This window comes from Bradyrhizobium sp. UFLA05-125 (genome assembly GCF_059803515.1).
The window spans coordinates 87,025-100,533 of sequence record NZ_JBANBJ010000014.1 but is presented as its reverse complement, the minus strand read 5'-3'; the positions used below and the strand labels follow the sequence as shown (position 1 = coordinate 100,533).

At 64.4% G+C, this 13,509-nt stretch carries 7 protein-coding genes; 5 read left to right on the top strand and 2 right to left on the bottom strand.

Annotated features, from left to right (window positions below; translation table 11 throughout):
* Positions 1-131 precede the first annotated feature (131 nt).
* Complete coding sequence (locus SO156_RS15885; RefSeq protein ID WP_498535443.1) at positions 132-2,897, top strand: di-heme-cytochrome C peroxidase; 2,766 nt, start codon at positions 132-134, stop codon at positions 2,895-2,897.
* A gap of 153 nt (positions 2,898-3,050) precedes the next feature.
* Here the strand turns inward: SO156_RS15885 and SO156_RS15880 are convergent, their stop codons facing one another.
* Positions 3,051-3,998 (bottom strand): alpha/beta fold hydrolase, encoded by a 948-nt coding sequence (locus SO156_RS15880; RefSeq protein ID WP_498535442.1) that lies wholly within the window; start codon positions 3,996-3,998, stop codon positions 3,051-3,053.
* Between the two features lie 209 nt (positions 3,999-4,207).
* On the opposite strand from SO156_RS15880, the gene SO156_RS15875 reads away from it, so the two are divergent.
* Entirely contained in the window at positions 4,208-4,672 is a 465-nt protein-coding gene (locus tag SO156_RS15875; RefSeq protein ID WP_458150861.1) for an Hsp20 family protein, read from the top strand.
* Between the two features lie 164 nt (positions 4,673-4,836).
* The gene (locus SO156_RS15870; protein WP_498535441.1) at positions 4,837-5,607 is read left to right on the top strand and encodes an alpha/beta fold hydrolase; all 771 of its coding nucleotides are present in this window, start codon (positions 4,837-4,839) and stop codon (positions 5,605-5,607) included.
* 149 nt (positions 5,608-5,756) lie between these two features.
* Here the strand turns inward: SO156_RS15870 and SO156_RS15865 are convergent, their stop codons facing one another.
* The gene (locus SO156_RS15865; RefSeq protein WP_498535440.1) at positions 5,757-6,515 is read right to left on the bottom strand and encodes a hypothetical protein; all 759 of its coding nucleotides are present in this window, start codon (positions 6,513-6,515) and stop codon (positions 5,757-5,759) included.
* A 492-nt stretch (positions 6,516-7,007) separates the two neighbouring features.
* Between SO156_RS15865 and gltB the strand changes: the two genes are divergently transcribed.
* Together gltB and SO156_RS15855 are read left to right on the top strand one after the other, a co-directional pair.
* Positions 7,008-11,735, top strand: a complete 4,728-nt coding sequence (gene gltB / locus SO156_RS15860) for a glutamate synthase large subunit (RefSeq protein ID WP_498535439.1) — start codon at positions 7,008-7,010, stop codon at positions 11,733-11,735.
* Between the two features lie 150 nt (positions 11,736-11,885).
* Positions 11,886-13,337, top strand: a complete 1,452-nt coding sequence (locus SO156_RS15855; RefSeq protein WP_498535438.1) for a glutamate synthase subunit beta — start codon at positions 11,886-11,888, stop codon at positions 13,335-13,337.
* The last annotated feature ends 172 nt before the right edge of the window (positions 13,338-13,509 follow it).

Sequence of the window (13,509 nt, the reverse complement as noted above, 5' to 3'; positions counted from 1 at the left end):
AATTCGGCCACACTTCGTTGCACGCTGTAGTAGCATAAGCTGCCGGTCCAGCACTTTCGCTTTGTTAGGACTTTCCGCGCTCTATCGGCGCGTCTGCTTTTCATGATTCGCTGTTTTCAGGATTTTGGGCCATGCATGACTCCGCTTCGAAGCCCCCCTTCGACCCCTCGATCCAGGTGTCGCCGAACAATCCCTGTCCATTCCTGCGCGGCCTCGTCGGCGAAGGCTTTGTCGATGGCGGGACCCTCCCGCTCATCACGCTGTCGCAGACCATCGCGAATGCGAGCGGCGAAACGGGGTTGAAGAAGATCTCGGCGCGCATCCAGGTCCGCGGGGTTGCGCTCATCGCCAACGGCTTCCGCCACATCCTGAAGAGCATTTGGGCGGGCGCGCAGCTCGACGCGTTGCGCGGCGGGCCGCTGGACAAGCTCGGAGCCGGCTCGCGCATCCTCAGCGTCGACGGCAAGGTCAACGAGGATGAGATCGCACGGCTTGCGAGCTTCGGCCGTACCTACACCGATCCGAACGGCGGCAACACCGAGCGAGGTCTCAACGCGTCGGAAATCAAGACCTTCATGCGCGACAACCTCAAGCGCGCCGGCAGCGCCGCACGCTGGTATTACCCCCTGCTGATGAAGTTCGAATGGCCCATCCTGCTGAAGATCATGGGCAAGGGCAAGGCAGAGGACCGCTATCTCAGCGTGGACGAGGTGCGCACGTTGTTCAACGAACGCAAATTCCCGGACCGCATCAACCAGTCCATCCTGTGGCAGCCGCTGCTGTCAGCCTGCCAGCTCAGGTTTCGCTGGGCGTTCGCGCTCGGAGCGCTGATCCTTGCCCTCGGTCTCGCGACCTTGGTTACGGTCGCCGAATTCCCGAACCAGGTCCGCGCCATGCTGCCGCAGAAGGGGATACTCGCGCAGCTTCTGCCGCCGCCCTTGCCCACGCTCCCCGAGACGACGGCAGCCTATTGGCTCGAGCAAAACTGGTCGCTCAAGGACCGGCACTGGTTTCATCACGCCAGCCAGGGCACCGCGACTTTTCCGGTGCCCTATACCTGGTTCATGGCACTCGAGCAGCCGCGACTTCATCTGTTCTCGCGGCCGGGCATGATGAAGGACAGCGCCTATCTCGAGCGCTTCGGCTTCATCCCGAGCCCGCAGTCGATCCAGACCGACGTGACCACGCTGCGCCGCTTCGGTTACGCCAATGTCTATGAGACGACACAGGTCCCGGACTGGTCGACCAAGTGGACGCCGGCGGAGAACGTCGACGGCCTGCCGGTCGGCTTCGCACGGATGACCGGTGTCGTCGATCCCGCGACCGGCCGTCGCGAAGAGGACAAGATCGGGCTGACCTGCGCGGCCTGCCATACCGGCCAGATCCACTACCACAGCATCGACGTCCGCTTCGATGGCGGGCCGGCGATGACCGATCTGAAGAAGCTCGAGCTCTCCACCGGCCTGTCGATCGCGTACACGCTGTACGTTCCGTTCCGCTTCCAGCGCTTTGCCGATCGCGTGCTCGGGCCCGAGGCCAGCAAGGCGGACCGCGACACGCTCAAGCAGAAGCTCAGCGCCATCGGCAAATTCCTGATCGATTGGCAGAACAAGTACAACGACACGATCGAGCACAAGCAGACCTGGGACAAGAAGAAGCAGCAGGACACCGAGGAAGGGTTCGGCCGCCTCGACGCCCTCAATCGCATCGGCAACCAGGTTTTCTCGCAGGATTTCGCGTTGAGCGGGATCAGCGGCTTCGAGAAGAACCTGCACGCCCAGGACGCACCGGTCAGCTATCCCGCGATCTGGACCGTACCGTGGTTCAAATTCGCCCAATACGACGCCTCGATCGAGCAGCCGCTGATCCGCAACGCCGGCGAAGCCCTCGGCGTGACGGCGCTGCTCAACCTGTCCGATGCCTATCCGGAGGACGCGCTTTGGCGTTCCTCGACTCATATCAAGACACTCGGCTGGATCGAGGACCTGCTCAGAGGCCCCGATCCATTCAAGCCGGCCGATCCCTCTGGCGGCCCGAAATTCGGTGGCCTTCTGGCACCGAAATGGCCCTCGCAGATCCTTGGCGATGCCTGGCGGCTCGATCAGAAGAAGATCGACAATGGCCGCAAGATCTACGCCGAGATGTGCTCCGGGTGCCACCTGCCGGCCGTCGACACCCCGGCCTTCTGGTCGTCAGGCCATTGGGAGGCAAGCGGCGACACCAAGGTCCTGAACGCGGTGACGATTCCCCTCGACGAGATCAAGACCGATCCCGAACAGTCCCTCGTGCTCACCAACAGGATCGTCGATGTACCCGGCTTCCTGAAGGTGAATACTGCCGACCTCAAGACCTGGTGGCAATGCGACGTCCCGACCGCGAGTTCGTCGACCGAGATGGTGTATGCGCTCGGCCTCATGACGGTGGTTGACCTCGTCGCTCGCAAGTGGATGGACGACGATAAGACTCCGGAAGCTGAGCGGGCGAAATTGTGGAATCTCGCGCGCAAGAACTGTCTCAATCCGGCGCCCGGGCCACGCTATCGCGCGCGGCCGCTCAACGGCATCTGGGCGACGGCGCCTTATCTGCATAACGGTTCGGTGCCTTCGCTGTATTGGCTGCTGAAGCCGCAAAGCGAGCGCCCGACGAAGTTTTGCATGGGGCGTCGCGACTATGATCCCGTGACCGTCGGCTTTGCGGTCACTGCCGACGAGCGCTGCAAGACCGGCGAAACGCAGTTCTCGGCGGGGTCGGAGAAGGATCCGATCCAGGGCAACAGCGTGCTCGGCCACTCCTTCGAGCGCAAGGAAGGCGAACCGAAACGTCCCGGCGTGATCGGTCGCATGTTCAGGGATGACGACGAGCGCTACGATTTGATCGAATATCTGAAGACGCTGTAGTTCGCGCTGTCACGGGCCCGCTCAAAGCGGGGGTCTCGAAGGATGGCCGCGGGTGAGATCCGGGCCTTCATGGTTCGCCTCGACGGAGACGCGCGTTCCACGCCCTCACCATGAGGGGTCTGGTGGCGCAATAATGTGAGAGCGCCCTGCCCCTCACCCAAACAACGGTGTGCCGGGCACGAAGGCATCGAATGCGGCCCAGAACTGGGCGCGGTAGCGATCCTGCTCCTGGAGAATCTCGTGCTTGGCGCCGGCGATCACGAGGTGGGAGCCGGCGCGCAAGTGATAGGCGAACTCCTCGATCGCGGCGGTGGAAACGATGGTGTCGTTGGAGGCCGCCAGCATCAGGATCGGCTGGCGGATCTCGGATGGATACGACATGCCCGTGAAAGTGTGCATCGCGCGGCACGCGGTGTCGGCCCAGGCGATCGTCGGTGAGGCAAGGCCCAGCGTCGGATCTTCCTCGAGAATGGCGACATTGCGCGCGTAGCGCACGGGATCGCTGGTCAGGGGATTGTTGATGAAGGGATCCATGCCGGTAAGGCGATCGCTTCCACCTGGAACGTAGCGACCGCCCTGGCCGAACAGCCGTAGCGTCCTGAGCAGGGCGCGCGCCGGCAACGAGGTGGAGCGGCCCGGCAAATCGATCATCGGCGCCGACAGCACCATGCGGTCGAACCAGCGCTTGCCGGCATGCGCGAGTCGCAGCAGCACCGCGCCGCCCATGGAATGAGCGAGCGCGAAGAACGGCGGCGGGCAATCCGGCAGCACGACCTGCTGCACGAAGGTCTCGACGTCGATCTCGTAGTCGGAGAAAGAACGCACGTGACCCTTGCGCGGATCGCGCAGGCGTCGCGAGGAATGGCCCTGGCCGCGCCAATCGATCATCGCCACCGCAAAGCCGCGATCGCGCAGGTCGCGCACCGTCTCAAAATACTTCTCGATCGATTCGCTGCGTCCGGTGAAGACGCACACCGTGCCCTTGCGACCCGCAGGCGGCGCCCAGCGCGCAAAGCGCAGCTCGGCGCCGTCGGGCGTCTTGATGGTGCCGCTGACGACGTTTTCGGGAACGGGATTGGCGGGAATCGAAACCAGCGTCATGGGCAGGGAAATGCTGAAATTCAAGGAGCGGGAGCGCCGAAAAGGCGCTGCTGTCGCCCTCTTGAACGCTGTTTCATTCCACCCATATCATCTTCGTGCAGGCCGCTACCAGTGCTTCGGGAAGCCGAGCATCAGGCTGCACACAGACTAAAGCCCGGCCCGATTGGCGGGCGGGTTTCCAGATAAGTCGCTCAATGGAGGACTAAACCATGCGTACCTACGACCTCACCCCGTTTTATCGTTCCACCGTCGGCTTCGACCGTCTCTTCAACCTGCTCGACCAGACGAGCTCCGACGGCAGCCCCGGCTATCCCCCCTACAACATCGAGCGCACCGGCGAAAACGCCTACCGCATCAGCGTTGCGGTCTCCGGCTTCTCCAAGGACGAGCTCTCCATCGTCGCGAAGGAAAACACGCTGACGATCAAGGGCGAGAAAGTCGCCAATGAGAACAGCAAGTCCGAAGTGCTCTATCGCGGCATCGCCGCGCGCGCCTTCGAGCGCGCCTTCCAGCTTGCCGATTTCGTGCAGGTGAAGAACGCCTCGCTCGAGAACGGCCTGCTCCATGTCGATCTCGTGCGCGAAATCCCTGAGGCCAAGAAGCCGCGCCAGATCGCGATCAACACCAGCGCGCAGGCCACGCAGGTGATCGAGGGCGAGAAGGCTGCCGCCTAAGGCGTCGATCACATTCGACTTTCAAGTTGCGAAAGCGCCCCGGTGCCCCGGGGCGTTTTTGTTTGTCTTGTTTGCAGCGCATCACAGAGCGGTGAAGAGGCGTAACGAGACTGCGGCGCGATCCGTCCTTCCTGGCATCGAACCAGGACAGACGGAGAATGAACATGAAAGTGTTGCGCACCCTGTTGCTCGCAGCGGGCCTGCTGGCCGCGCCCATCACCCTTGCCCACGCACAATCGACGATGCCGGTGAAGGCGAAGAATGTCGTGCTGGTGCATGGCGCCTGGGCCGATGGTTCGAGCTGGTCCAAGGTCATCCCGATCCTGCAGGCGGCAGGCTTGCACGTCGCCGCCGTACAGAATCCGCTCTCCTCGCTCTCCGAATCCGTCGAGGCCACGGAGCGCGCTCTCGCCGAACAGGACGGCCCGACCGTGCTGGTTGCGCATTCCTGGGGTGGCACCGTCATCAGCCAGGTCGGCACCGATCCGAAGGTCACCGGTCTCGTCTACATCGCCGCGCGTGCGCCGGATGCGAACGAGGATTTCGTGGCGCTGTCAAAGCAATTCCCGACCGGCCCGGTGCGCGCAGGCATCGTCGAGCGCGACGGCTTCACGAAGCTCTCAGAGGACGCGTTCTTGAAGTATTTCGCCAATGGCGTCGCGCCGGAGAAGGCCAAGGAGCTCTACGCCGTGCAGTGGCCGACGGCGGCCTCGATCTTCGCCGGCCGCACGACGGAGGCGGCGTGGCATGCGAAGCCGAGCTGGTATGCGGTGTCGAAGAACGACGACACCATCAACCCCGACCTCGAACGTTTCCTCGCCAAGCGGATGAACGCAACGACGGTCGAACTCGATGCCGGCCACTTGTCACTGGTGTCGCATCCGAAGGACGTGGCGAAGCTGATCCTGCAAGCGGCCGGATACGGGCAGAGCTGAGTACGCAACACGGATTGAACGCAAAAGGCGCCAGGATTTCCTGGCGCCTTTTGTTTCGCTCAGTTCTCCCCCCAAGTCTTCCCGGCGAAGTCCGGGACGACGCCGCGGATGCGGCGGGCAATCGAACGTTCGACAGCGTGCCTCGTCCCCTACTCCAGTCCCTGCGCGGCAGGCATGTCCTGGGTCGGCAGGATGGTCGGGACGGGCTTGGTCTGGCCGACCGTCGGCGCACCTGCTTGTGGCACAGCCTCGCTGGGCTTGGCCTGCGCCGCTGCAGCCTGCTGCGAGGCTTCGGCCCGCGCCTGCCGTGGTTCGGGCCCGGATGAAGCCGGCCTGGCCGCAGCCACAGGCGTCTCGCCGCGCGGCGGGGCGGACTTCGGAATCGGGACCGTGCGGCTTGCGACATGCGGGATCGACGCCGGCGGCCGTGGCGCAGCACTGCGGATCACGGTCGGCGGCGGCAGTGCGCCTTGCGGCCCGTAAGGGGCTACCGCACCTTCCTCATGGGCCGGCCCCATGCCGAAGCCGGGACCGAAGGCCGGCATGAAGCGCAAGATCCGCCCGTCACGGGCGTCGATCACGAGCCGGCCATCGTCGCCGCGGCGGTCGACCACCGCGATGGTGTAGACGAGCCCACGCAGGCGCGGGATGCCGAGCGGCGAGAAGCCGTTTTCGCGCAGCACGGCGTAGACCTCGGTGGCTGGCAGCAGCGACGGCGCGGGCTCATACTCATAGCCGTAACCATAGGGACGCGGCGGCGGCGCCTCCGGCGGACCGTAGGGGCCGTCGAAATCCGAGACGGCGGTGGCGGGCCCGCGCAGCCCTCCATTCGCCAGCACCTGCGCGTCGGCGGCAGATACCGCCAGCACAGATGCGACGGCAGCCATCCATCCTGTGAACAACTTCATGGTCGAAACGCTCCTGTCAGGCCCCCGGACGGCATGCGCTCTTTCGGCTTGTGGGCCATGGCGCGCCTTTCGAAGGGTGATCCGAAGCTTCCCCCGGGATTCCGACGGCCTCAGGGCCGGATCGCGGCGCGTTTGCCTCAAATCCGGGGCGGGCCTGCTACGGGAAAGCGCGCGATTGACCCCTTGGGAATCGGGACTTTTGCGTGCTTGTGTGCTAGACAAAATTTTGGCAAGGTGATGGTTAGGACAGGAAAGCTGTCTTAATTTTGCTTGTAATCCCGGCACGGGGATTGCAACGCAAAGCGGCGCTCTCGAGCGCCAAGAAGTTGCAGGCTAAAGCCGTTCTCGGGGACGTGGAACGCCCAGGCCTGAATTTAAGAAAATGCGGCTCGCAACGGACGAGCGGTGGCCCAAAGAGCGGGTGCCGCGGAACGCCCAAGGTGCGCCGAAGATGGCGGTGAGGCAGCTTGCCGCATGGAGAGGACAGGAACAATGAACGGGTCGCAATTCGAGCGCGCAAACATCGTGGCAGAAGAGCTGTCGGCGACGGTCGCCTCGAAAACGACTGATCGCGAGCATACGTTCCGTCCGCCCGCCGAAGGTCTGTATGACCTCAGCATGGAAAAGGATTCCTGCGGCGTCGGCTTCATCGCCAACATCAAGGGCAAGAAGTCACACCAGATCGTCTCGGACGCGCTCAACATCCTCTGCAACTTGGAGCACCGCGGCGCGGTCGGTGCCGACCCGCGCGCCGGTGACGGCGCCGGCATCCTGGTGCAGATCCCGCACGCCTTCTTCGCCCGCAAGGCCAAGGAGCTCGGCTTCACGCTGCCCAAGCCCGGCGAGTACGCGATCGGCGCGCTGTTCATGCCGCGCGACAGTGCCTGGCGCAACGTCATCAAGAGCATCATCGCCGACCAGATCAAGGCCGAAGGGCTGAAGCTGCTCGGCTGGCGTGACGTGCCGACCGACAACTCCTCGCTCGGCGTCACCGTGAAGCCGACTGAGCCGAACCACATGCAGGTCTTCATCGGCCGCAACGGCGCCGCCAAGACCGACGAGGAATTCGAACGCCGGCTCTACATCCTGCGCAAGTCGATCTCGCAGGCGATCTACCAGCGCCGAGACCGTGGCCTCGCGGGCTATTACCCCTGCTCGATGTCCTGCCGCACCGTGATCTACAAGGGCATGTTCCTCGCCGACCAGCTCGGCAAGTACTATCCCGACCTGCATGAAAAGGACTTCGAGAGCGCGCTCGCGCTCGTGCACCAGCGCTTCTCGACCAACACCTTCCCGACCTGGTCGCTGGCGCATCCCTACCGGATGATCGCGCATAACGGCGAGATCAACACGCTGCGCGGCAACGTCAACTGGATGGCGGCGCGTCAGGCTTCCGTGAGCTCCGAGCTCTACGGCAAGGACATCAGCCGGCTCTGGCCGATCTCCTATGAAGGGCAGAGCGACACCGCCTGCTTCGACAACGCACTCGAATTCCTGGTGCAGGGCGGCTACTCGCTGCCACACGCGGTCATGATGATGATTCCGGAGGCATGGGCCGGCAATCCCCTGATGGATGAGAAGCGCCGCGCCTTCTACGAATATCACGCCGCCCTGATGGAGCCGTGGGACGGCCCCGCCGCCATCGCCTTCACCGACGGCCGCCAGATCGGCGCCACGCTCGACCGCAACGGCCTGCGGCCCGCGCGCTACCTCGTGACTAGCGACGACCGCATCGTGATGGCGTCCGAAATGGGCGTGCTCAAGATTCCGGAGGACCAGATCGTCACCAAGTGGCGGCTCCAGCCGGGCAAGATGCTGCTGGTCGACCTCGAGCAGGGCCGCCTCATTCCCGACGACGAAATCAAGGCTGAGCTTGCCAAGAGCCATCCCTACAAGGAGTGGCTCGACCGTACCCAGATCGTGCTGGAGGAGTTGCCGAAGGCGCCGACCACCGGCGTGCGCTCGAACCTGTCGCTGCTCGACCGGCAGCAGGCGTTCGGCTACAGCCAGGAAGACATCACCATCCTGATGACGCCGATGGCCTCCACCGGCGAAGAGGCGACGGGCTCGATGGGCAACGACACGCCGGTCTCGGCGTTGTCGGCCAAGCCCAAGCCGCTGTTCACCTACTTCAAGCAGAACTTTGCGCAGGTCACCAACCCGCCGATCGACCCGATCCGCGAGGAGCTGGTGATGAGCCTGGTCTCGATCATCGGACCGCGGCCGAACCTGTTCGATCTGCAAGGCCTCGCCACCACCAAGCGCCTCGAAGTGCGTCAACCGATCCTGACCGATGCGGATCTCGAAAAGATCCGCTCGATCGCCGATCTCGGCGATTCCCACTTCAAGTCGCGCACTCTCGACACCACCTTCCACGCCGGCCTCGGTGCAGCCGGCATGGACCAGGTGCTCGACGAACTCTGCGCGCGTGCGGAAGCCGCGGTGCGCGAAGGCGTCAATATCATCATCCTGTCCGACCGCATGGTCGGCACGGACCGCGTGCCGATCCCCTCGCTGCTGGCCTGCGCCGCCGTGCATCATCACCTGATCCGCACCGGCTTGCGTACCTCGGTCGGCCTCGTCGTCGAATCCGGCGAGCCGCGCGAAGTGCATCACTTCGCCTGCCTTGCCGGCTACGGCGCGGAAGCGATCAATCCTTATCTCGCGTTCGAGACCATCATCGCGATGAAGGACCGCCTGCCCGGCTCGCTCGACGACTACGAGATCGTCAAGCGCTACATCAAGTCGATCGGCAAGGGCCTTCTCAAGGTGATGTCCAAGATGGGCATCTCGACCTACCAGTCCTATTGCGGCGCGCAGATCTTTGACGCGGTCGGCCTGAAGGCGGACTTCGTGTCCAAGTTCTTCGCCGGCACCCACACCCGCATCGAGGGCGTGGGTCTGGCCGAGATCGCGGAAGAGGCCGTGCGCCGCCATGCCGACGCATTCGGTGAAGCGCTGGTCTACAAGACGGCGCTCGATGTCGGCGGCGAATATGCCTACCGCACCCGCGGCGAGGACCACGCGTGGACGGCCGAGTCGGTGTCGCTGCTTCAGCACGCCGCTCGCGGCAATTCGCATGAGCGCTATCGCGCCTTCGCCAAGATCCTCAACGAGCAATCCGAGCGTCTTTTGACGCTGCGCGGCCTGTTCCGGATCAAGAGCGCGGAGGAAGAGAAGCGCAAGCCCATCCCGCTCGACCAGGTCGAGCCGGCCAAGGACATCGTCAAGCGTTTCGCCACGGGCGCGATGTCGTTCGGCTCGATCTCGCGTGAGGCGCACACGACGCTGGCGATCGCCATGAACCGGATCGGCGGCAAGTCGAACACCGGCGAAGGCGGCGAAGAGGCCGACCGCTTCAAGCCGCTGCCGAACGGCGACAGCATGCGCTCGGCGATCAAGCAGGTCGCCTCGGGCCGTTTCGGCGTGACGACGGAATATCTCGTCAACTCCGACATGATGCAGATCAAGATGGCGCAGGGGGCCAAGCCCGGCGAAGGCGGCCAGTTGCCCGGCCACAAGGTCGACGCGACGATCGCCAAGGTCCGGCATTCGACGCCGGGCGTCGGCCTGATCTCGCCGCCGCCGCACCACGACATCTACTCGATCGAGGACCTGGCGCAGCTCATCTACGACCTCAAGAACGTCAACCCGACGGGCGACGTCTCGGTCAAGCTCGTCTCCGAGATCGGCGTCGGCACGGTGGCCGCGGGCGTTGCCAAGGCGCGCGCCGACCATGTCACCATCGCGGGCTTCGAGGGCGGCACTGGCGCTTCGCCCCTGACCTCGATCAAGCACGCAGGCTCGCCTTGGGAGATCGGCCTCGCTGAAACCCATCAGACGCTCGTGCGCGAGCGGCTGCGCAGCCGCATCGCCGTCCAGGTCGATGGCGGCTTCCGCACCGGGCGCGACGTCGTGATCGGCGCGCTGCTCGGTGCCGACGAGTTCGGTTTTGCGACCGCACCACTGATCGCGGCCGGCTGCATCATGATGCGCAAGTGCCATCTCAACACCTGCCCGGTCGGCGTTGCGACCCAGGACCCCGTCCTGCGCAAGCGCTTCACCGGCCAGCCCGAGCACGTGATCAACTACTTCTTCTTCGTCGCCGAAGAGGTCCGCGAGATCATGGCGAGCCTCGGCTTCCGCAGCTTCAACGAGATGGTCGGCCAGACCCAGATGCTCGATCAGACCCGTCTGGTTGCGCACTGGAAGGCCAAGGGCCTCGATTTCTCGAAGCTGTTCGTCAAGCAGAAGGAAGAGAAGGGCCAGAAGATCTATCACTCGGAGCTCCAGAACCATCATCTGGAGGCCGTGCTCGACCGCAAGCTGATCGAGAATGCAACGCCCGCGCTCGACCGCGGCGCACCGGTGAAGATCGAGGCCGAGATCAACAACACCGATCGTTCCGCCGGGGCGATGCTGTCGGGCGCAGTGGCCAAGATCTACGGCCATGCGGGGCTGCCGCATGACACGATCCATGTCAGCCTCAAGGGCACCGCCGGCCAGGCCTTTGGCGCGTGGCTCGCCCACGGCGTCACCTTCGAGCTCGAGGGTGAAGGCAACGATTATGTCGGCAAGGGCCTTTCGGGCGGCAAGATCATCGTCAAGCCGCCGCGCAACGGCGGCATCGTGCCGGAAGAGAGCATCATCGTCGGCAACACCGTGATGTACGGGGCGATCGAGGGCGAGTGCTACTTCCGCGGCATCGCCGGCGAACGTTTTGCCGTGCGCAATTCCGGCGCCGTCGCGGTGGTCGAGGGCGCGGGTGATCATTGCTGCGAATACATGACCGGCGGCATCGTGGTCGTCCTCGGCAAGACCGGACGCAACTTCGCGGCCGGCATGTCCGGCGGCATCGCCTATGTGCTCGACGAGGCCGGCGACTTCGACAAGCTCTGCAACCTCAGCATGGTCGAGCTCGAGCCGGTGCTGTCGGAAGAGCTGATCAACGCCGGCACTTACAACCACTCCGGTGACCTCGAGGCGCATGGCCGGGTCGACGTGTTCCAGAACCTGCTCGATTCCGACGTCGAGCGCTTGCACGTCCTGATCTCGCGCCATGAAAAGGCGACTGGCTCCAGGCGCGCGATCGAGATCCTCGCGAACTGGAAGGAATGGCTGCCCAAATTCCGCAAGGTGATGCCGGTCGAGTATCGGCGCGCACTGCGCGAAATGCAGGCCAACGCGGACGCCGAGCCGAAAATCGCGATCGGCGCGTAAGTCTAACCCCTCGTGGGTAGAGGCGGCGCGAAAGCGCCGTCTCCAACCATGAGGCCTCCATCCGGGCCTTCACCCTTCGAGACGCGTATTCCGCGCTGCTCAGGAACGGGGGTCGAAATGAAAAACCAAGCGGCAGGGACTTCGGGTTTAATGGGCAAGATCACGGGCTTTCTCGAAATCGAACGGTATGATCGCAAGTACACCCCGGTCGCCGAGCGCTTGAAGCATTTCAAGGAATTCGTCGTCCCGCTCTCGGAGAAGGAAACGCGCGACCAGGCCGCGCGCTGCATGAATTGCGGCATTCCCTACTGCCACGGCACCGGCTCGGTCGCGCCGGGCACGCCCGGCTGCCCGGTCAACAACCAGATCCCCGACTTCAACGACCTCGTCTATCAGGGCAACTGGGAAGAGGCTTCGCGCAATTTGCACTCGACCAACAACTTCCCGGAATTCACGGGCCGCATCTGCCCGGCGCCGTGCGAAGCCTCCTGCACGCTCAACATCGACGACAATCCGGTCACCATCAAGACCATCGAATGCGCGATCGTCGACCGCGCCTGGGAGAACGGCTGGCTGAGGCCGGAGATCAACACCGAGAAGACCGGCAAGAAGGTCGCGGTGATCGGCTCGGGTCCGGCCGGCATGGCCTGCGCGCAGCAGCTCGCGCGCGCCGGCCATGACGTGCACGTCTACGAGAAGTACGCCAAGGCCGGCGGCCTGCTCCGCTATGGCATTCCCGACTTCAAGATGGAGAAGGGCATCATCGACCGCCGCGTCGCGCAGATGGAAGCGGAAGGCGTCACCTTCCACTACAACAGCCATGTCGGTGCCGCCGGCAACGTCGATCCGCGCGAGATGCTCAACGATTACGACGCCATTGCTCTGACGGGCGGAGCGGAAGCGCCGCGCGATCTGCCGATCCCCGGCCGCGACCTCGACGGCATCCATTACGCGATGGACTTCCTGCCACAGCAGAACCGTCGCAACTCCGAGGAGCCGCTGGGCGGCGTCACCGACATCCTCGCCGGCGGCAAGCATGTCGTCGTCATCGGCGGCGGCGATACCGGCAGCGACTGCATCGGCACGTCGCTGCGCCAGGGCGCCAAGACCGTGACCCAACTCGAGATCATGCCGGCGCCGCCCGAGCGCGAGAACAAGGGCCTGACCTGGCCGAACTGGCCGCTCAAGATGCGCACGTCCTCGAGCCAAGCCGAAGGCGCGATCCGCGAATACGCCGTGCTGACGCAAAAGTTCTCCGGCGAGAACGGCAAGGTCAAGAAGCTGCACTGCGTGCGCGTCGACGACAAGTTCAAGCCGATGGCCGGCACCGAGTTCGAGCTCGACGCCGAGCTCATCCTGCTGGCGATGGGCTTCGTCCACCCCGTGCATGAGGGCCTCTTGAAGCTGCTCTCGGTCGACCTCGACCCGCGCGGCAACGTCAGGGCCAACACGCTCGACTACCAGACCTCGCGCCCCAACGTGTTCACCGCCGGAGACATGCGGAGAGGCCAGTCGCTGGTGGTGTGGGCGATCCGCGAAGGGCGCCTGTGCGCGCGGTCGATCGACACCTTCCTGATGGGGAAGACGGATCTGCCGCGCTGAGTTTTCCGCGAGCCGGTGACCACAATCTGAACTGTCATCGCCCGCGAAAGCGGGCGATCCAGTATTCCAGAGACAGTGACGTAGTACGGAGGGGGCGCGGCGTACTGGATGCCCGGTCAAGCCGGGGCATGACGCCGGAGTGACTGGCGAGAGCGGAGCTGTTCACGCGCGA